Here is a 19562-nt window from a genome sequence, read left to right as displayed (position 1 = left end):
AGAGTCCCCGCCGAGCAAGAGTGATGGGCGGCTCTGTTATGTTTCGTTGCCTCCATATCATTTGCGATTTGTAGTCAATGGACTCTTTCTGTAATACCCCTACATGCTGTGCGACTAACCTTTGATTGCTACTGAGCCTTAAGCCCAGGATAATGCACATTGGTTTTTTCTTTATGACCCTGTTTTCACTACTCAATGAGGCCGCACGTGAGTCAGCAAGCTCTCGAAAACGTTTTTCAGGATTGGCAAAACAACGAAGCCTTGGCAGAGCAGATGATCCCGCTTGTCGGGCAGCTTTACCGTCAGAACAACGTTGTTGCCACCATGTTCGGACGTTCGCTGATCAAACGGTCGGTTATTCGTATCCTTAAAGATCATCGCTTTGTGCGTAAGATCGAAGGCACTGAGCTATCAGTTGAAGATACGTTCCCCATCGTCAAGGCGATGAGCGAGCTGAATCTAGGTCCTGCCCACGTGGATGTGGGTAAGCTGGCCGTCAACTTTAAGCGCCAGAGTGGAAGCGATCTAAACGCCTTTCTGCGTGACGAGCTAAGTGAAATCATTGATGGCTACAAGCCAGGTGCTAGCACTGGTGAGCCTCAGGACGTGGTGCTGTATGGCTTTGGTCGTATCGGTCGCTTGCTGGCTCGTGTGCTGGTTGAAAAGGCTGGCGGTGGTAACTTGCTGCGCCTACGCGCGATTGTTGTACGTGGCCGTGGTGACGTAGCAAAAGATCTTGAAAAACGCGCTAGCCTGCTTCGCCGCGACTCCGTCCATGGGCCTTTTGAAGGTACTATTTCGATTGATGTTGAGGCGCGTACGCTTATCGTAAACGGTAATGTGGTACAGGTGATCTACGCCGATTCACCCAGTGAAATCGATTACACTGCTTATGATATTAATAACGCTGTCATCGTCGATAATACCGGCATTTGGCGCGATGAAGCAGGTCTTGGTCAGCACCTTGAGTGCAAAGGCGCAGCGAAAGCGTTGCTGACGGCGCCGGGTAAAGGTGATATTAAAAATATTGTCTTCGGTATTAACCACGGTTCTATCAGTGATGAAGACCGCATTGTTTCAGCCGCGTCTTGCACCACGAATGCCATTGTGCCCGTGCTGAAAGTGCTCAACGATGAGTACGGTGTGGTGAATGGTCACGTAGAAACGGTGCATGCCTACACCAACGATCAGAACCTAATCGACAACTACCATAAAGGCGACCGTCGTGGCCGTAGTGCGGCGCTTAACATGGTATTGACTGAGACGGGTGCTGCAAAAGCTGTTTCTAAAGCGCTGCCGGAGCTTGAGGGTAAGCTAACGGGTAACGCTATCCGTGTGCCAACACCCAACGTTTCCATGGCGATTTTGAACCTGACGCTAGATAAGGGCACCGACGCTGAGGCGCTCAACGACTATTTGCGCCGTATGTCGATTGACTCTGCCTACCAAAAGCAGATCGATTTTGTCGACTCGGCAGAAGTGGTTTCTTCTGATTTCGTTGGTAATCGCCATGCAGGCATTGTGGATGCCAAAGCGACCATCGCTAACGGTAATCATGCTGTCGTATACGTTTGGTACGACAATGAGTTTGGTTATAGCTGCCAGGTCATTCGTATTCTTCAGCAGATGTCGAATGTGCAGTTTTTGAAGCTGCCACGCCAAGTGGGCTAATTGCCCGCTTTGCTTAGCATAGGCGTTCTGCCTTGATAGCTAAGGATAGGGTGGTGTTTTGCCCGCTCTTCTAGCGCTTATTGTCAACGCCACCTTCGGGTGGCGTTTTCGTACCAGAAACAAACGCGCTGTAAAAGCATATAGCACCTTTGGAGGCCCTCAGGGATGTGGTCATTGGCCGCTCTTATCTTTATAATACGTTAGATTTTTCGGGGTGGTTCAAGCGTGCTTGGGCCTGACTGGTAACAATCTGAACAGAAAACAAGAATTCACTGAGCAGAAAATAAGCATTCGAACCCCTTACCTTCGTATATCCGATCCAACAACTGGGCGAGACTATGATCGAAGTCAAAAAAGGCCTGGATCTCCCCATCACGGGAGCGCCCGAGCAGCGTATTGAAGATGCGCGGCGTGTGCGCCACGTGGCAATCCTGGGCACCGACTACGTTGGCATGAAGCCAACGATGGAAGTTCAGGAAGGGGATAAGGTCAAACTGGGCCAATTGCTTTTCACCGATAAGAAGATTGACGGTGTGCGCTTTACAGCGCCTGCCAGCGGTGAAGTAATTGCAATTAACCGTGGCGAAAAACGCCGTTTGCTGTCTGTCGTTATTAAAGTAGACGAAAATGAAGAAGCGATGACATTCGCGTCTCATGATCGTGGTGCTTTAGGGCAGCTAGAGCGTCAAGTCGTTGTCGACCAACTGGTTGAGTCAGGACTCTGGACTGCCTTGCGCACCCGTCCGTTCTCACGTACGCCAGCCATCGACAGCACACCTTCCGATATCTTTGTCACCGCTGTGGATACGCATCCGCTAAGCGCTGACCCTGCCTTAATCATCAACGAAAATGCCCAAGCATTTGAAGACGGCCTCAAGGTGCTAACCCGCCTGACCGAGGGCAACGTTTTTCTGTGTACGGGTGCTGATGCTTCCTTGCCAGGAAGTGATGTGAGTGGTGTAACGACAGAAAGCTTTGCTGGGCCGCATCCTGCGGGTCTAGTGGGTACCCATATTCACTATCTTTCTCCCGTCGCACTGCACAAGAAAGTGTGGCACATCGGCTATCAGGACGTTATCGCGTTCGGCAAGCTGTTTGTAGAAGGGCAGTTGGATATGAGCCGTGTTGTGGCAGTGGGTGGCCCGCGTGCCGAAAACCCCCGTTTGCTACGTACTCGGGTGGGCGCTAGCACCGAGGAACTCTTGGCTGGAGAAATCATCCAACCTGATGACACTCGCGTTATTTCAGGCTCCGTATTTTCTGGAAATGCCGCTGAAGGGAAAATTACTTTCCTGGGCCGCTTCCACAACCAGATTAGCTTGTTAGAAGAAGGTAATAAGCGCACATTCATGGGCTGGCTGTCGACAGGTGCCAACCGACACTCAGTAATGGGTATCTATCTTTCCAAGATCAAAGGCCTGAACAACTACGCACCAACCACATCAACCAATGGCTCAGAGCGCGCCATGGTGCCGGTTGGTAATTACGAACGCATCATGCCACTGGATTTCATGCCAACACAGCTGCTGCGTTCGTTGATTGTGGGCGACATTGAGGTTGCCATGCAGCTTGGGTGTCTTGAGCTAGACGAAGAGGATCTGGCGCTTTGCACGTATGTTTGCCCCGGCAAATACGAGTATGGCCCTATCCTGCGTGACAATCTCACCATGATCGAGAAAGAGGCCTGATAAATGGGTATTCGACAAACACTCGATAATCTCGAGCCGCACTTCCATAAAGGTGGTAAGTACGAAAAGTTCTACCCGCTCTACGAAGCGATAGATACCGTTTTCTACTCTCCGCCCAGTGTTGCAAAAACCACTTCTCATGTGCGTGATGGTGTAGATCTTAAGCGCATCATGATTACTGTGTGGATGTGTACCTTCCCGGCGATGTTCTTTGGTATGTGGAACGCAGGCTGGCAGGCTAATACAGCTATTGATGCTGGCTACGCGTCCATGAGCGGTTGGCGTGAAGCAATCATGATGACCCTGGCGGGCGGACATGATCCCGGCAGCCTATGGGCCAACTTTGTACTGGGCGCCACGTACTTCTTGCCAATCTACCTCGTAACGTTTGCGGTAGGTGGCTTCTGGGAAGTGATGTTCGCTATCAAGCGCGGTCACGAAGTTAACGAAGGCTTCTTCGTAACGTCAGTACTGTTTGCGCTGATTCTGCCAGCGACAATTCCGCTTTGGCAGGTGGCTTTGGGTATCACCTTCGGCGTGGTTATCGGTAAAGAGATCTTTGGTGGTACCGGTAAAAACTTCCTAAACCCTGCGTTAACCGGTCGGGCATTTCTGTACTTTGCATATCCAGCGCAAATTTCTGGTGATGCGGTATGGGTAGCGGCTGATGGTTATTCGGGTGCCACTGCACTTTCGGTTGCATTCCAAGACGGCATGTCAGCATTAACGAACACCTTCACATGGTGGGACGCTTTCTTAGGTTTCGTACCTGGCTCGGTAGGTGAAGTGTCTACGCTGGCTATTTTGATCGGTGCTGCCGTTTTACTTTGGACCAAAATTGCTAACTGGCGAATCATGCTGGGCGTATTTTTGGGCATGGTGATCACGAGTACACTGTTTAACTTGATTGGCTCTGACACTAACCCGATGTTCGAGATGCCGTGGTATTGGCATTTTGTGATCGGTGGTTTTGCCTTTGGTATGGTGTTTATGGCGACTGACCCTGTGTCCGCCGCGATGACTAACCAAGGCCGCCTAGTGTTCGGTGCGCTTATCGGCGTAATGACAGTCTTGATTCGCGTGGTGAACCCAGCCTTCCCGGAAGGCATCATGCTGGCCATTCTGTTTGCTAACCTGTTTGCGCCGCTGATTGATCACATGTTCGTCCAGGCCAATATTAAGCGCCGCATCAAGCGTACTGGCGTACCGGCCGAGGAGACTGCCTAATGGCACAAGGTAATAACTCCATCAAGAAGATCCTGACCGTAGCATTTTCGCTGTGTATCGTGTGCTCAGTCATCGTTTCGACGGCGGCTGTTGCACTACGACCCATGCAGCAGCTAAATCAGGAGCTGGATCGTAAAACCAACATCCTAAACGTGGCGCGTTTATACGAACCCGGTGTGGATGTAGAGCAGGCGTTCCGCGAGCAGATCACTGCTCGCGTCGTTGAGCTGGCAACTGGCGACTACACTGACCAGTTCGACGCTGACACGTTTGACGGTTTTGAAGCGTCTCGTGACCCCGCAACGGGTCGTACGCTGTCTGGTCCCCGCGACATCGCTGGGCTATCCAGGGTTGAGAACTATGCGGCTGTTTATTTGGTCGGCGACCCTGATGACCCCGATCAGATTGTTTTACCCATCCGTGGTCAAGGCCTTTGGGGCCGTATGATGGGCTTCCTGGCGGTTGAAGGTGACGGTAATACGATTGTGAGTATTACTTACTATGACCACAGTGAAACGCCTGGCCTGGGTGCCGAGGTAAACAATCCGCGCTGGCAAGCTCAGTGGGAAGGTAAAAGGATCTTCGATGACGAAGGTGAACTGAATCCTGCTATCCGCGTTGTTAAAGGTAGTGGTTCCGGCGATTATGAAGTTGATGGTCTCTCTGGTGCTACCCTGACAGCTAATGGCGTTAACAACATGCTGCAGTTCTGGCTGAGTCCAGAAGGCTTTGGTGAATATTTAGCCAGGTTCCGCAGCGGCGTTGACCAGGAAGATGCTCAGGACGCTGACGTCGAACTCGAAGCGGAAGGAGCCTGATCATGGCAGATTTAAATGCTAAAGGCGCTTTGACGGCGCCGATCTTCAAGAACAACCCCATTGCGCTGCAAATCTTGGGTATTTGTTCTGCCCTGGCGGTTACTACCAGCATGAGCGTTTCGCTGGTCATGTCGCTGGCTGTTATCTTTGTGTGTGCGTTTTCTAACTTGTTCGTATCGGTCATTCGGAACCATATTCCGTCTTCGATTCGTATCATTGTTCAGATGACGATCATTGCATCGCTGGTTATCGTGGTTGACCAGATCCTCAAGGCCTATGCTTATGAGATGTCTAAGCAGCTGTCGGTCTTCGTAGGTCTGATTATCACTAACTGTATCGTAATGGGCCGCGCTGAAGGCTTTGCCATGTCCAACTCGCCGGGCATATCGTTCCTTGACGGTATTGGCAACGGCTTGGGCTACGGCTTTGTACTGATGGTCGTGGGCTTCTTCCGTGAGCTGTTTGGTGCGGGTAGTGTCTTCGGCTTCACCGTATTTGAGACCGTGCAAAACGGTGGCTGGTACGTGCCTAACGGCCTGCTACTGCTGCCGCCCTCTGCCTTCTTTATTATTGGGTTATTAATTTGGGCGATTCGCGCTTACAACCCCGAGCAGGTAGAAGATAACGAGTTCAAGATGAAGCACAATACCAAGCCGAAGGAGGCTGTGTAACATGGAACAGTATATTAGCCTTTTTGTTGCTTCGGTTTTTGTTGAGAACTTGGCCCTAGCCTTCTTCCTGGGCATGTGTACCTTCCTGGCGGTATCGAAGAAGGTATCAGCTGCCTTTGGTCTGGGTATTGCGGTTATCGTGGTACTGACGATTGCCGTGCCCGTTAATAACCTAGTATTCAACCTCCTTCTCGCTGAAGGCGCGCTGACTTGGACTGGGATTAGCGGAGCTGAGAATATTGATCTCTCATTCCTGGGTCTATTGAGCTATATCGGTGTTATTGCAGCCCTGGTACAGATCCTTGAGATGTTCTTGGATAAGTACGTACCAGCGCTGTACAACGCGCTGGKCGTRTTCTTGCCGCTGATTACTGTTAACTGCGCCATCCTCGGTGGCGTACTGTTCATGGTTGAGCGTAACTATAACTTCGGTGAATCCGTGATCTACGGTTTCGGCTCTGGGGTTGGTTGGGCGCTGGCAATTACTGCCCTGGCGGGTATCCGTGAGAAGCTCAAGTACAGTGACGTACCTGGTGGTTTGCAGGGCCTTGGCATCACGTTTATCACCGTTGGCTTAATGTCTCTGGGCTTTATGTCTTTCTCAGGCATTCAGCTTTAATCGGAGCTGGTTTTCTCGGCAGCCGGCTGCCGAGGTACAGAAAACCCTCAGCAATAGGAAACCGACATGGTTGATACATCAGTCATCTTGCTCGGTGTTGTCATGTTCACGGTCATCGTTATTAGTTTAACGGGGATCATCCTGGCAGCGCGTAGTAAGCTAGTGAGTAGCGGGGACGTGACTATCGAAGTCAACGGCGACCCCGAGCACACCTTGACGACGCAGGCAGGCGGCAAGCTTTTGAATACGCTGGCTGCTAACGGTATTTTTCTTTCCTCCGCCTGTGGTGGCGGCGGCTCGTGCGCCCAGTGTAAGTGCCGGGTAGAAGAGGGTGGCGGTTCTATCCTGCCCACCGAAGAGTCGCATTTCACCATGCGTGAAAAGAAAGACGGCTGGCGCCTCTCTTGCCAAGTACCTGTTAAGCAGGACATGAAAGTAGAAGTGCCTGAAGAAGTCTTCGGTGTTAAGAAGTGGGAAACCGAAGTGACGGCCAACCCTAACGTCGCTACTTTCATCAAAGAACTGAACTTGAAGCTGCCCGAAGGTGAAGAAGTTGCCTTCCGTGCCGGTGGCTACGTTCAGCTGGTAGCGCCGCCGTACGATATTAAGTTCTCTGACTTTGATATCGAAGAAGAGTATCGCGGCGACTGGGAAAAGTTTGATCTTTATAAAATTTCCCACAAAAATGACGAAGAAGTCATCCGCGCCTACTCCATGGCGAACTATCCGGAAGAGAAAGGCCTGCTAAAGTTCAATATTCGTATTGCAACGCCGCCTCCAGGCACCAATCACCCGCCTGGCCTTATGTCTACCTATGTATTTAACCTGAAACCGGGTGACAAGGTAACCGTAATGGGGCCGTTTGGTGAGTTCTTTGCCCGAGACACTGACGCTGAAATGGTCTTTATCGGTGGTGGTGCGGGTATGGCGCCGATGCGTAGCCACATCTTCGATCAGCTCAAGCGTCTGAAGTCTGACCGCAAAATTTCGTTCTGGTACGGTGCGCGCTCTTGGCGTGAAACGTTCTATAACGAAGAGTACGATCAGCTGGCAGAAGAGTTCCCGAACTTTAAGTGGCACTTAGCGCTTTCGGATCCTCAGCCCGAAGATAACTGGGAAGGGCCAACAGGGTTTATCCATAACGTGCTGTATGAAAACTATCTGAAGGATCATCCTGCGCCTGAAGATTGTGAGTACTACATGTGTGGGCCGCCCATGATGAACGCGTCTGTTATTAAGCTACTGCTTGATATGGGCGTTGAACCGGAAAATATCCTGCTTGATGATTTCGGCGGTTAATAGTTCGGTATTAGATCTGCATGCGGGGCTGGCCTTAGGGTCAGCCCCGTTTGTTTGTCCGGTTGAAAAAATGCCACACGCCTGATCATTTCGGAGTGGCTGAGGTACAATAGTCGCTAAATGATATTGGCACTTATCGACATGAGTGTTGTCGGCAGGTGAGCAGTTAACGCAATGTCGGGAGATTAATATGACAATTTGGCTACTGGTATTCGGTTTTATGGCGTTGATGATGACCGCCATGGCGGTGGGCGTGTTGATGGGGCGTAAGCCTATCGCGGGTTCATGCGGTGGTTTGAACCAGCTAGGCCTTAAGGACGGCTGCGACATCTGTGGCGGTAAAGATGAAGTGTGCGAGGAAGAGAATCGTAAACGTATGAGCGAGCGTCGGCGTAGCGATGCAAGCCGCGGTGCCGACCTAGGCTACGACGCCACGCGGCGTTAATGCTTCATCATGATGTGCAGCTTGATAAACGCTCGCTTATATAGCGGGCGTTTATGTATGCGTTCTTGAATGCTTAGTTGTTAAGTACGTGCAGTTACAAGGAGATTGAAAGCGTATGGCGGTTCACAATTATGATGTTGTCGTTATCGGGACTGGCCCCGCCGGTGAAAGCGCTGCTATAAACGCCGCAAAACACGGCATGCGCGTAGCGATTGTTGAGAAACAGGCCCAGGTTGGGGGTAACTGCACCCACTGGGGTACGATTCCTTCAAAAGCGCTCCGCCACCAAGTAAAGCAGATCATGGCGTTCAACACTAACCGTATGTTTCGCGATATTGGTGAACCCCGCTGGTTTTCGTTTCCTAAGGTCATGGAGCGTTCGCGTAGCACGATCGATAAGCAGGTCGAGATGCGCACAACGTTTTATGCGCGTAACCGTATCGACCTGTATCATGGTGTCGCCCGTTTTAAAGATGAACATACGGTATTGGTTCGGGATCGTCAGGAAGGAATGGAGGAGCTTGTCGCCAAAAAAATTATCATTGCTACCGGCTCAAGGCCTTATCGCCCGGCAGACATTAACTTTCGGCATCCGCGAATTTACTGCTCTGATACGATTTTAAGTCTTTCCCATACGCCCCGCACGCTAGTGATTTTTGGCGCCGGTGTAATCGGCTGTGAATACGCCTCCATCTTCTCAGGGCTAGGCGTTAAAGTGGATTTGATTAACAATCGCGATAGCCTGCTCTCATTCCTTGATGACGAAATTAGCGATGCGCTTTCATATCATTTGCGTAAACACGGCGTCCTGATCCGCCATAACGAAGAGTACGCAAGTGTTGAGGGTGATGAGTCCGGCGTGGTGGTTCATTTGCAGTCAGGTAAAAAGATCCGTGCGGATGCCTTTTTATGGGCCAACGGGCGTACCGGGAATACCGACAGCCTAGGGCTTGAAAACATCGGCTTAGAAGCAAATAGCCGCGGACAATTGGGCGTGGATGAGCACTACCGCACCGCCATTCCAAACATATACGCCGCAGGGGATGTGATTGGCTGGCCTAGCCTTGCCAGTGCCGCTTATGACCAGGGGTTAAACTCCTGTAACGAGCTGTTGGAAAAGGAGTACCGCTTTGTTAGCGATGTGCCCACCGGTATCTATACCATTCCAGAAATCAGTTCGTTTGGCCCCAACGAGCGCGAACTCACAGAAGCTAAAGTGCCTTACGAAGTGGGTAAAGCCTTCTTCAAAGATACCGCTCGTGCACAGATTACCGGTGACACGGTAGGGATGCTGAAAATTCTTTTCCACCAGGATACGCTGGAGATTCTTGGTATTCACTGCTTTGGCGACCAGGCCTCAGAAATTTTGCATATCGGACAAGCTATTATGCAGCAGGAAGGGGAGGCAAACTCCTTGAAGTACTTTGTTAACACAACCTTCAACTACCCCACTATGGCCGAAGCCTACCGTGTGGCGGCGCAAAATGGTTTAAACCGCGTATTTTAATTAGCGAGTGCTTTGTTCAGTGCCACGCTATGTGGCACTGACTCCTCAGGCACCATGCTTTCCACTCTATCGCGGCCCAATGCTTTTGCTTGGTAGAGCGCTTGATCAGCTAGCGAATAAATTTGCTCAAACGAGAGCTTGCCATCATGGGCGCAGCTAATGCCAATGCTGACGGTTTGTTGCGGGAGTTCAGCAATGTGCTGAAGATTTAAGTCAGCTATCTCTTTGCGGATCCTCTCAGCGACCTGTTCGGCGTCTTCAAGGTGAGTGTTGGGCATGAGTAAGCAAAACTCTTCACCGCCAATACGTGCCAGCGTGTCTGCAGGACGCTTAAGTTGCTTCATGCGTGCGCTGAACACACGAAGTACTTCATCGCCGATAGGATGACCAAACGTATCATTTACACGCTTAAAGTAGTCTAGATCAATCAGTAAAAAGCTTAGCGGTTGTTGCTGGCGTTGTGCGTTTGTTAGTTGATCTTGCGCAGTGCCAATGAGGTGGCGACGGTTATAAAGGCCAGTAAGTTCGTCGGTGAGCATCAGCGCTTTAAGCGTATCACGCTGGCGTTGTAGGCGAAAAACCGCGATCAGTAAGACCGCTGCAATCAGCATAACCATTGCTACAAGAAAACTAACGGCAGTTGAAAGGCGCTGCATTATTAGGCGTTGTTGCCCGGCAGCAGTATGGACGACATCGTTTAGTTCAAAATATACCCATGCCATATTGGCTTCTAAGTCTGTGGCTAAGCGCTGTAACGTTGGCAATTGGCTGGGCGTGTTAACAGCACGTTGAGCGCTTTGCTCTAATGCGTTGAGCTGTTCAGGTAACGCCTGCATATCATTTTGTAAGTAGTCAGCGCGTCGCAATAGCTGAGGGTGTTGGGCTAAACCGTGTTCAACATGGGCAAGATATTGTCGGGATAGCCAGGTTATATGGTTAATCTGGCGTAAGTGGATGGCTTCAGGCTGATCTATAAATCCCTCGAGGGCGATCTGAAATTGTGGTGTTGTTTGCTGGGCACGAACGATATCGCCGACGAGGGCAGTATAGTCAGCGCCCAACTGTTGTCTGGCATTATAAACGTAGCTTGCAATTAATAAGGCACAAATGCTGACGCCCACTGCCAACAACCCGGCTAACTGCCAAGGAATGGAAGGGCGGCATAGGGCTTTCATTGCTTTCTAAGCTCCTTAATAGACCAAATCCAGCGTGTTAGGGGCATGGTGCCAGCGCGCACTGCTGCGAGATTATCCGGCGCGATCAACGTTAATGGGCCAAGCTGGTCTAATGCTATGGGTTCACCATCGAGCCGTGTTGTAAGGAAATACCGGGTTCGCGCTCGCTCCTTTCCTTCTAAAAAAACCGTATAGTTATCTAAGGCGATGAGGCGGATACGTTGATCGGCCGAAATACCCTGTTGTTCAATGAGATCATTTAGCCACACGCCAGTAAAACGGCCGCTGATGCCTTCAGGGTGCGTCATTTCTATATCGTAAATAGGCAATGTTTCGATATCTGCCAGGGATAGCCAGTGTTGGTCGTAGCCAATGGTGACGCTTAAAACAAGTTTTTGGTTTTGAGAGTTTGGGTACTGGCTAGGCACCACAGCCCCGTCCGCGTGGAGTGTTGGTATAAATATCCAATACGTTAGCACGCTGATCAAAATGGCGGCGGGGGAAAAGCGAAACCACTGAATCTGCGCTACGCGCGGGTGGACAGACATATTGAAGCTCCCTGAGATGCCAATTTTGGTCATGCGGTTGTCAATGTCTGTGTGAACTTAAACAAAGTTTCGTTGCAATAGCCATCCTTTGTAATAATGAATTTAGTATTGTTTTTAACATTAACATCTACTTAATTTGTTTAGTTTTATGGAATGAGAGGTTTAAAGTTTTCAGTATTTCAATTGCGCGCGTTTGCCATTCGCCCTCTAACGCGGCTGCTTGTCTTAGCGCTTCGTGAGCGCGGGTTGTGTCTTCCTGTCGAAGCCGCACTAGGGCTACGTTGAGCCACGCGGCGCCCATGGCAGGGTCAAGCTGTGTGGCAGACTCAAAGGCCCGCAGTGCGGCATCTGGCTGTTCTGCCGCATATAGGGCATTGCCGAGGGCGAATTGGCCAAGAGGATTGGTAGGGTAGCGTTCGGCAAAGGCTTGCCAGCTACTTAGTGAGGCCAAAGAACCGTGCTGTTCTTCAAAGGCACTGATGGCTTCCAAGGCATTTCGTGCAGTCACCCCTTCTGGCAGCTTGCCTGGTTCGCTCACCACAAACCCCCAGCGTTCGGTGCGTGCCCAGGTGGCATCAAAGCGGCTAAACGACATTGTATGTCGCTCGATTTCACCACTGCGCAAAATCAGTGTCTTATTAGGCAAATCGTATCCAATCGCTACCGCATAGTGCCACATGGGAAACGCTGGTAGCGCGAGATTTTGCATTACGACCACCGGGTCACCTGCTTCCAGATGGCTAAGTAGCGCATCCATGGTGCCGCGTATGGGGAAAGCCAGCTGTTCATAGCGGCGCACCGTGGCCAGCATTTCAGGCTGAACGCTGCCTTCTCTACCGGGCAAAAAAACTTGGGGGATCAACTGCTCAAGGCTGGCATCCACACCCTGATGATTAAGCACCATAGCAAGGGTTGCCGGGCCACACTGGTACTCAGTTTGCGCATAAAACGGCACCTGGATGAGCTCAGTTTGGGGAGTAAGGTTCGCCTTGGTGCTTTCTAGCAGCACTGGGCTGCGTGCGCAGGCGGTGAGTAATAGGGCAAATAGTAAAACGCCCGCAAAGCGGGCGTTTTTAAACAGTGTCGGCATGTTGAGGATCTTAGCGAGTGAACGGATAAACGTCGGTTAAACCAAGAATATCGGTAACCAACAAAATGATGAACACCGCAAACAGCACGCCAATAACACCCGCACCTGCAGGCATTTGCTCTAGCTGTTCGGCCATTTGCTGTGCTTCGGCATCGCTTAGCGCGGCAACACGGGCTTCAACTTCGTTAAGATCCACACCCTGCTTTAGCAGCTGGTCTTGCACATCGGCCCGAGCTAGAACGTTGTAAATACGTTCGCGGTCAGCACCAGCACGGTCAGCTGATAAAGCAGATTGCGTTGTCACTAAGTCCATAGATTGCGGGGCAATCGGTGATGCTGCAACAGGTAGGCTGGTAATCACAAGAGCGGCAATTAGCAGGGTCGAGAGGTAAGCACGCAATGTTTTCATCGTCTTCATCCTTAGACTGGTCGGGGAGCAGGTGTTTTTATTGATTGAAACAACAGTATAGAAATAAATGGCTTGGGGTTTAAGGCTTAACTGCAAAGTGCTAATTATTTGCACTAATGCGATAGGTCCAGGGCGTTTCAGCTAAAAGGCCTTTTGCACCGGCCATGGTAATGGCGAGGTCGTGAAGCCCTGGCCATAGCGGCACCTGTGATGCGCCTTTTACGGAAAGGTCCAAACGTTGGGCCATCAATAGAAGCTTGTGCAGGCGCTTCATGGATAGGCGGCTAATGGCTTTTTGGTAGGCGGGGCGTCGTTTATCAAAAATCATCGGCTTTTGAGTTTTGCAGGCGTGCTCAAAGCTTTGGCCTTGGTCTAGGTGCTGGTGTAGAGAGAGCAGGGTGCGCAGCTCGCGGCTTAGCGCCCAAAGCACAATGGGGGCTTCTACCCCTTCGCTTTTTAAACCGGTCACGATTTTAGACGCGCGACTAGGCTCGCCTTTCAAGCAGGCGTCTGCCAAGTTAAAAACATCAAAACGGGAGCTATCCTCAACGCCCTGGGCTATATGTTCTGCGTTAAGACGGGTGTTTTGCGGATAGATAAGGGCAAGCTTTTGCAGCTCCTGATCTGCAGCCAGCAAGTTGCCTTCGGTACGTTCGCCAAGCAGGCGCGCCGCATCTAGCTCAATCTGCAGCCCGTGGAGCGAGGCGCGATCCCGTAGCCAGTAGCCTAAGCGAGATACATCAACGGGCCACACCGGCACGAACAGGCCCTGTTTATCCAGTGCTTTAAACCATACGCTTTTTTGCTGTTTGGCATCCAGCTTGCCCATACTGACGAGCAGTAGGTCATCGTTGCCATCCATCATCTCAGCGTATTGCGCCAGGGCTTTGCTACCCTCCTGGCCGAGCTTATGGTGGCCTAAACGCAGTTCTAGAAGTTTGTTAGAAGCAAACAGAGAAAGATTGCTGGCGGTTTCCAATAGGCGCCCCCAAGCAAAATTAGCTTCAACGTCGAGAACTTCCCGCTCTTCGATGCCTGCTTGCCTGGCGGCTAAGCGCACGGCATCGCAGGCATCGCGGTGTTGCAGGGGTTCATCACCGGCCACAATAACCGCTTTAGGCAGCTTCTTGGCTAGCGCAGCAGGTAGCTGGTCGGAAAATACCTTCACTGCATGGCCTCAAGGTTAGCCAGCCGCTCAATGATACGCTGAGCCAACTGCCGCGTGAGGGCTTGTTCTGCTTCTTGAAAAAGCGATTCACGGTTAAGCAGGTCGTCATCGCTAACGCGAAGCCGCGTGCTGGTAGAGAGCGTTGCGTTATTGAGCGCGTAGGCATTGGTTTCCCGCTGCTGCACGGAAAGCGTTGCGCTGAGCATAAGCTCATGCTCGCGGCTGGAACGGCTTTCACCGCCAATCCGCCTATCTTGCAGGGCGGGTGTCCCCAGCGTTACCCGCCAGGGAGCGCCAGCGCTCACTTCAGTACCCTGCTGCTGCAGGCGGCTACGTAGCTGCTGTGCTAAAGCGCTACTGTTGTTTCCCTCTAGGGCAAGGGGGGGCAATTGCGGCATTGATTCGGTGCCGCGTAGCCGAAACCCACAGCCGCTGAGCAGCACCGCCGCAGAAGCGGCGATGCTAGCAGTGAGGAAACGACGGCGCGTTAGCGGGTTGGTTTGCTTCATCCACTCACCACGATGTTAACCAGCTTGCCGGGTACCACGATCACTTTGCGTACCGTTTTACCTTCAAGGTGGCGCTGGACGTTTTCGTTCTCCATCGCAAGCGTCTCAATGGCTGCTTTATCGGCGCTTGCCGGTGCTTCCAGGCGGGCGCGTAGTTTACCGTTAACCTGCACGACCAGCTCAATGCTATCCCGGGTAAGCGCGGCTTCATCCACTTTTGGCCACTGGGCTTCAATGGCGGGCTGCTCATAGCCCAGCTGCTGCCACAGGCTGTGGCACAGGTGCGGGGTGATGGGGGCCAGCAGCAGCACACATGCTTCAAGTGCTTCACGGCTAACCGCTAAGCCAAGTTCAGACGTATCGTCGAACTTACCCACCGCGTTAGACAACTCCATCACCGCAGCAATAGCGGTATTGAAGGTGGTACGGCGGCCAATGTCATCACTGGCTTTCTTGATCGTCTCGTGGGTTTTACGGCGCAGCGCTTTTTGCTCGTCGTTCAGCGCTTCAATGGTCAGTTCGCCCGGTGTGCCCGCAGCAAGATGCTCGGTAACCTGGCGCCAAATCCGCTTCAAGAAGCGATGCGCGCCTTCCACGCCGGAATCCGACCACTCCAGCGACTGTTCTGGCGGTGCGGCAAACATCATAAACAGGCGCACGGTGTCAGCACCGAATTTGTCGATCATCGACTGCGGGTCAACGCCGTTGTTTTTCGACTTGGACATCTTCTCGATGCCGCCCATCTCAACGGGCTGGCCGTCGCTCATTAATAGGGCGCTTAGTGGGCGGCCTTTCTCGTCGCGCTTCACTTCTACATCAGCGGGGTTAAACCACTCTTTACCGCCATTATCTTTAACGCGGTAGAAGGTCTCTGCGATCACCATGCCCTGAGTTAACAGCTGCTGGAACGGCTCGTCGGAGTCCAACATGCCGAAATCGCGCAGCAGTTTATGGAAGAATCGAGCGTAAAGGAGATGCAGAATCGCGTGCTCAATACCGCCAATGTAGAGATCCACCGGCAGCCAGTAGTTGGCGCGCTCATCCAGCATCGCTTCGTGGTTATCCGCACAGCAGAAGCGGGCGAAGTACCAGGAGGACTCCATAAAGGTGTCGAAGGTATCGGTTTCCCGCACCCAGCCATCGCCCAGCTCAGAAAACTCCGGCATTCTCTTAAGCGGCGAACCAGAAGCGTCGACTGTCACTTCCATGGGGAGTGCTACCGGCAGCTCCTCATCAGAGAGCGGCACAGTTTGGCCTTCCGGGCCGTACTTCACGGGAATGGGAGCGCCCCAGTAACGTTGGCGGGCAATACCCCAATCGCGCAGGCGGTAGTTGGTTTTTACTTCGCCACGGCCAAGCTCAGCAAGCTTCGCGGCAATGGCGTCAAACGCCGCTTGGAACTCCAGGCCATCAAACTCGCCGGAATGAATCAGCGTGCCGTGTTCCGTGTACGCGCCTTCCGAGATATCCGGCGTGTTGCCGTGTTCATCGGCCACCACCGGCTTCAGTTCAACGCCGTATTTGGTAGCAAACTCCCAGTCGCGCTGGTCGTGGGCGGGTACGGCCATGACCGCGCCGGTGCCGAACTCCATGAGTACAAAGTTAGCCACAAATACCGGCACTTCATCGCCGGTCAGCGGGTGAATAGCTTTGTGCCCTGTGAGCATGCCCAGCTTCTCTTTGGTGGCCATCTCCGCTTCTGAGGTGCCACCTTTAGCGCACTCGTCACAAAACGCCGCCAATTCACTGTTGTGTGCGGCTGCCTGCTTCGCCAGCGGGTGGCCAGCGGCCACGGCTACATAGGTGACACCCATCAGCGTATCTGGGCGGGTGGTGTACACCGCCAGCGGCTCGCAGGTGCTGCCGTCTTCCGCCTGTATTTCAAAGGTCATCTCAACGCCGCGGGATTTACCAATCCAGTTGCGCTGCATGGTTTTGACCTGCTCGGGCCACTCGACGTTATCCAAATCCGCCAGTAGCTCATCGGCGTAGTCGGTAATCTTCAAGAACCACAGCGGGATCTCTTTACGCTCTACCGGCGCGCCGGAACGCCAGCCGCAGCCGTCAATGACTTGCTCATTGGCCAGTACGGTTTGGTCCACCGGATCCCAGTTCACCGTCGACATCTTCTTATAGACCAAGCCTTTTTCCACCAGCTTGGTGAAGAACCACTGCTCCCAGCGGTAGTAGCTGGTATCGCAGGTGGCGAACTCACGGCTCCAGTCGTAGGCAAAGCCCAGTGCCTTCAACTGGTTACGCATGTAATCAATGTTTTGGTAGGTCCACTTAGCGGGGGGCACTTGGTTTTGAATAGCGGCATTTTCCGCCGGCATGCCGAAGGCGTCCCAGCCCATGGGCTGCATGACATTTTTACCCTTCATGCGCTGGAAACGAGATACAACGTCGCCGATAGTGTAGTTACGCACGTGGCCCATGTGCAGCTTACCGCTGGGGTAGGGGAACATGGAAAGGCAGTAGAACTTCTCGCGGTTGGCGTCTTCTACGGCTTTAAAGCACTGGTGTTTGTCCCAGTACTGCTGAGCGTCACGTTCAATTTCGCGGGGGCTGTATTGTGCGTCCATCGGTGTTTTCAATGCCTTGGGGTAATTCGCCCCTAATTAGGGCGCAAAGTGAATAGTAGATGACGGGTGTCAGATAAGTAGCGTCGATTGTATCCTATGCGGGTGTATCCTTGAACGGCTAGCCGATGATAGGAACACTCTGGGTCGACAAAAGGAGAGGTACCATGGAACAACATAACGATCATCGTTTGCGCGAAGGCTACGAGCGCCTATTAGAGCGCATGCAAGATGGCGCCAACGAACTCACTTGGGACAACCTACAAAAGGACTTGGACGACGCCGTTGCTTTTGAAGCTGAACTTGAGGAGTACACCAAAGACGAGCTAGCGCTGCTACGCGCCTGGGTAGAGCGCGACTTGAAAGATATGCGTTACTACATGGCGGATACCGGCAAGCAAGTAGCCAGCTGGTTGGGCATTGATATTGACGGCCTTTCCCGCCGGGTTGCCGAATCACTGCTGTCCATTGCCGACCGCAGTGTGGTTGATCGCGAGCGCTTTGAAGATGACCTGGAAGCGGCCCGTGCCGACTACTGTGAAGGCGAAATGGCCGCCCCGGGCTTAATGGCCTGCGTACACTGTGATGCCCAGGTAATGCTTAATGAGGTGTCCCGGCTAGAACCCTGCCACCAGTGTGGCCACCGCTACTTCTATCGCTTCCCCAACAAAATTATCGAAACCTGATCCGGCGCTACGCTCTAAATCACTAGCCAGCTGAGGCCTGCAATCGCCCCTAGCGAGAGCAGGCTCATCATCCCAGCGTAGGGTAAGTTATCCCGCATCATTTGGTAGCCGCTGACCCCATAGCGGCCCTGCAGTGAAAGGTTGATGCCGGAAAGCGGCCCTACGCTGGTGCCCACCGCCCAGGCGCTAAGCGCCACAAAGGCAAACAGCGTTTGCTCACCGCCGTTCAAGTTCAAAATTGATGCCAACACCGAAACGCCAATAATTGGGTGCAGCCCTACCAGCGCGCTTAGCGTGATGGCGACGAAGCTCACCATGGCCTGCCACGTGCCAAAGCGGGCAAACAGCGTCCACTCATCGCCTGCCGCCGCCGCCACCAGCGTAGAAAGCCCCAGCGTTAATAAGCCCGCCGCCAAAAACAGCGAGATTTCCCCGCGCATTGCGGGTAGCCGAGTTGTGGTGTGTTGGCGAATACGCCGCAGAGTAAAGCGCGGGCCTTCCCGCAGGTTGCTAAGCAGCGCCACCCCGGGCAGCAAAAAGGTAATAATGCTGACAATAGTGAGTGAAGGTGTAAGCCAGAAGTGAAACACCATCACCAGCGCCGCCATGCCCGCAGGCATGAAGAGGCTGCGCGGTGATAGCGAAAAACCATCCACCTCAGCCAAATCAAACCGCCGCCTCATCTCCAGCGTGGTGAGTAGCCCCGAGAGCATCGCCAGTGGAAAACCAATCAGCGCAATGTGGCCATACTGCACCGACGGGGCTAGCGCGATTACCACCGCCATAGACGCAAAGAAGGGCGACCACAGCGCCGCGCTACTTAGCCCACGGTTTAACGCCAATAGTTGTGGCGTGGTTAACGGAGCGCGCCGTGCTAAACGATCGCCCACCATAAACACCGTGGAAAGATTCAAAATGGTGCCAAGAAAATGCACCCCCAGCCACGTGCGCAGCACGCCATCCGCGCCGGTGACCCGCTTACCCGGTGGGCGTTTGTTACCCTGGGTGCCAATCAAAGAAATAAAGCTAACGCCCACCAGCATCGTGGCCACAAAAACGTTGCCCTGTAGCATGGCAGGCCAGTTAACCGCGGCGCCATACACCACCCGTGCCACCACCAACATCAGCGCGCCAATGGCAATCAACACCCCCGCTTGAACGCGCGAGCGCTTAGGAATATCCCGCCACAAAAGCGCCACCGCCGCCCACAATAAATAGCTCACCGGCTGCGCTGTTGGCACCGCCCCGGTAAAGCCAATAATTTGTGCCAACAGCCCAAGCAGAATCAAAACACCCGCCAAGCGCTGCCGCGTTGTTGTCTCTTGCATCTCAATCCCTTACTGGTTGAGTTAGCAGGCTAATCGGGTTTGCGAGAGAAGGCTAGTAGCAAGAAGTGACGGGGTAAGTGAGACGACAGGTATGCGAGGTGACAGATGTGAGAGATGGAAGGTGT

General features: G+C 52.8%; 18 protein-coding genes. 10 read left to right on the top strand and 8 right to left on the bottom strand.

The genetic code is table 11. The features are described from left to right. Positions 1-207 precede the first annotated feature (207 nt). The 9 genes from MOY_RS02910 to sthA all read left to right on the top strand — a co-directional run bounded on the left by MOY_RS02910 (position 208) and on the right by sthA (position 9945). Positions 208-1671: a glyceraldehyde-3-phosphate dehydrogenase gene (locus MOY_RS02910; RefSeq protein ID WP_035539862.1), complete on the top strand. Its 1464-nt coding sequence runs from the start codon at positions 208-210 to the stop codon at positions 1669-1671. Between the two features lie 338 nt (positions 1672-2009). Then, positions 2010-3359, top strand: coding sequence for a Na(+)-translocating NADH-quinone reductase subunit A (locus tag MOY_RS02905; protein ID WP_009096309.1), 1350 nt, complete (start codon positions 2010-2012; stop codon positions 3357-3359). A 3-nt stretch (positions 3360-3362) separates the two neighbouring features. Next, positions 3363-4586 (top strand): NADH:ubiquinone reductase (Na(+)-transporting) subunit B, encoded by a 1224-nt coding sequence (locus MOY_RS02900; RefSeq protein ID WP_009096308.1) that lies wholly within the window; start codon positions 3363-3365, stop codon positions 4584-4586. Beyond that, complete coding sequence (locus MOY_RS02895; RefSeq protein WP_009096306.1) at positions 4586-5404, top strand: Na(+)-translocating NADH-quinone reductase subunit C; 819 nt, start codon at positions 4586-4588, stop codon at positions 5402-5404. The genes MOY_RS02900 and MOY_RS02895 overlap by 1 nt, the downstream gene beginning before the upstream one ends. A gap of 2 nt (positions 5405-5406) precedes the next feature. Beyond that, positions 5407-6075, top strand: coding sequence for an NADH:ubiquinone reductase (Na(+)-transporting) subunit D (locus MOY_RS02890; protein ID WP_009096303.1), 669 nt, complete (start codon positions 5407-5409; stop codon positions 6073-6075). Between the two features lies 1 nt (position 6076). Then, on the top strand, positions 6077-6694 hold the full coding sequence (gene nqrE / locus MOY_RS02885; RefSeq protein WP_009096301.1) for an NADH:ubiquinone reductase (Na(+)-transporting) subunit E: 618 nt from the start codon (positions 6077-6079) through the stop codon (positions 6692-6694). A gap of 66 nt (positions 6695-6760) precedes the next feature. Further along, complete coding sequence (gene nqrF / locus MOY_RS02880; protein WP_009096299.1) at positions 6761-7993, top strand: NADH:ubiquinone reductase (Na(+)-transporting) subunit F; 1233 nt, start codon at positions 6761-6763, stop codon at positions 7991-7993. Positions 7994-8183: 190 nt separating this feature from the next. Next, positions 8184-8438, top strand: coding sequence for a (Na+)-NQR maturation NqrM (gene nqrM, locus MOY_RS02875; protein ID WP_009096297.1), 255 nt, complete (start codon positions 8184-8186; stop codon positions 8436-8438). A gap of 115 nt (positions 8439-8553) precedes the next feature. Continuing rightward, positions 8554-9945: a Si-specific NAD(P)(+) transhydrogenase gene (gene sthA, locus MOY_RS02870; RefSeq protein ID WP_009096296.1), complete on the top strand. Its 1392-nt coding sequence runs from the start codon at positions 8554-8556 to the stop codon at positions 9943-9945. Here the strand turns inward: sthA and MOY_RS02865 are convergent. The 7 genes from MOY_RS02865 to leuS form a co-directional block, all read right to left on the bottom strand. Further along, positions 9942-11120, bottom strand: coding sequence for a GGDEF domain-containing protein (locus tag MOY_RS02865; RefSeq protein WP_009096295.1), 1179 nt, complete (start codon positions 11118-11120; stop codon positions 9942-9944). The genes sthA and MOY_RS02865 overlap by 4 nt on opposite strands. Further along, complete coding sequence (locus MOY_RS02860) at positions 11117-11668, bottom strand: hypothetical protein (RefSeq protein ID WP_009096293.1); 552 nt, start codon at positions 11666-11668, stop codon at positions 11117-11119. Before MOY_RS02860 ends, MOY_RS02865 begins: the two co-directional genes overlap by 4 nt. A gap of 127 nt (positions 11669-11795) precedes the next feature. After that, positions 11796-12758: a PA2778 family cysteine peptidase gene (locus MOY_RS02855; protein ID WP_009096292.1), complete on the bottom strand. Its 963-nt coding sequence runs from the start codon at positions 12756-12758 to the stop codon at positions 11796-11798. A gap of 10 nt (positions 12759-12768) precedes the next feature. Beyond that, on the bottom strand, positions 12769-13167 hold the full coding sequence (locus MOY_RS02850; RefSeq protein ID WP_009096290.1) for a PA2779 family protein: 399 nt from the start codon (positions 13165-13167) through the stop codon (positions 12769-12771). Positions 13168-13267: 100 nt separating this feature from the next. Beyond that, positions 13268-14335, bottom strand: coding sequence for a DNA polymerase III subunit delta (gene holA / locus MOY_RS02845; RefSeq protein ID WP_009096287.1), 1068 nt, complete (start codon positions 14333-14335; stop codon positions 13268-13270). After that, entirely contained in the window at positions 14332-14844 is a 513-nt protein-coding gene (gene lptE, locus MOY_RS02840) for an LPS assembly lipoprotein LptE (RefSeq protein WP_009096285.1), read from the bottom strand. Before lptE ends, holA begins: the two co-directional genes overlap by 4 nt. Further along, a complete protein-coding gene (leuS, locus tag MOY_RS02835) occupies positions 14841-17426 on the bottom strand; it encodes a leucine--tRNA ligase (RefSeq protein ID WP_009096284.1) in 2586 nt (861 codons plus the stop codon). Before leuS ends, lptE begins: the two co-directional genes overlap by 4 nt. A gap of 164 nt (positions 17427-17590) precedes the next feature. Here leuS and MOY_RS02830 point away from each other — a divergent pair, with 164 nt between their 5' ends. Next, positions 17591-18109, top strand: a complete 519-nt coding sequence (locus MOY_RS02830; protein WP_009096282.1) for a zinc ribbon-containing protein — start codon at positions 17591-17593, stop codon at positions 18107-18109. A 14-nt stretch (positions 18110-18123) separates the two neighbouring features. Here the strand turns inward: MOY_RS02830 and MOY_RS02825 are convergent, their stop codons facing one another. Beyond that, positions 18124-19437, bottom strand: coding sequence for a hypothetical protein (locus tag MOY_RS02825; RefSeq protein ID WP_009096280.1), 1314 nt, complete (start codon positions 19435-19437; stop codon positions 18124-18126). Positions 19438-19562: the final 125 nt, after the last annotated feature.

This window comes from Halomonas sp. GFAJ-1 (assembly GCF_000236625.2).
Taxonomy (GTDB): domain Bacteria; phylum Pseudomonadota; class Gammaproteobacteria; order Pseudomonadales; family Halomonadaceae; genus Vreelandella.
Note: the sequence above shows the minus strand (reverse complement) of the source record. Positions and strands in the feature narration are given on the sequence as shown.

What these genes read in the sequence shown, in the direction of transcription:
- MOY_RS02905 (WP_009096309.1), top strand. Translation starts at nt 2,010, where the DNA reads ATGATCGAAGTCAAAAAAGGCCTGGATCTCCCCATCACGGGAGCGCCC.
- MOY_RS02900 (WP_009096308.1), top strand. Translation starts at nt 3,363, where the DNA reads ATGGGTATTCGACAAACACTCGATAATCTCGAGCCGCACTTCCATAAA.
- MOY_RS02895 (WP_009096306.1), top strand. Translation starts at nt 4,586, where the DNA reads ATGGCACAAGGTAATAACTCCATCAAGAAGATCCTGACCGTAGCATTT.
- MOY_RS02890 (WP_009096303.1), top strand. Translation starts at nt 5,407, where the DNA reads ATGGCAGATTTAAATGCTAAAGGCGCTTTGACGGCGCCGATCTTCAAG.
- nqrF (WP_009096299.1), top strand. Translation starts at nt 6,761, where the DNA reads ATGGTTGATACATCAGTCATCTTGCTCGGTGTTGTCATGTTCACGGTC.
- nqrM (WP_009096297.1), top strand. Translation starts at nt 8,184, where the DNA reads ATGACAATTTGGCTACTGGTATTCGGTTTTATGGCGTTGATGATGACC.
- sthA (WP_009096296.1), top strand. Translation starts at nt 8,554, where the DNA reads ATGGCGGTTCACAATTATGATGTTGTCGTTATCGGGACTGGCCCCGCC.
- MOY_RS02865 (WP_009096295.1), bottom strand. Translation starts at nt 11,120, where the DNA reads ATGAAAGCCCTATGCCGCCCTTCCATTCCTTGGCAGTTAGCCGGGTTG.
- MOY_RS02860 (WP_009096293.1), bottom strand. Translation starts at nt 11,668, where the DNA reads ATGTCTGTCCACCCGCGCGTAGCGCAGATTCAGTGGTTTCGCTTTTCC.
- MOY_RS02855 (WP_009096292.1), bottom strand. Translation starts at nt 12,758, where the DNA reads ATGCCGACACTGTTTAAAAACGCCCGCTTTGCGGGCGTTTTACTATTT.
- MOY_RS02850 (WP_009096290.1), bottom strand. Translation starts at nt 13,167, where the DNA reads ATGAAAACATTGCGTGCTTACCTCTCGACCCTGCTAATTGCCGCTCTT.
- lptE (WP_009096285.1), bottom strand. Translation starts at nt 14,844, where the DNA reads ATGAAGCAAACCAACCCGCTAACGCGCCGTCGTTTCCTCACTGCTAGC.
- leuS (WP_009096284.1), bottom strand. Translation starts at nt 17,426, where the DNA reads ATGGACGCACAATACAGCCCCCGCGAAATTGAACGTGACGCTCAGCAG.
- MOY_RS02830 (WP_009096282.1), top strand. Translation starts at nt 17,591, where the DNA reads ATGGAACAACATAACGATCATCGTTTGCGCGAAGGCTACGAGCGCCTA.
- MOY_RS02825 (WP_009096280.1), bottom strand. Translation starts at nt 19,437, where the DNA reads ATGCAAGAGACAACAACGCGGCAGCGCTTGGCGGGTGTTTTGATTCTG.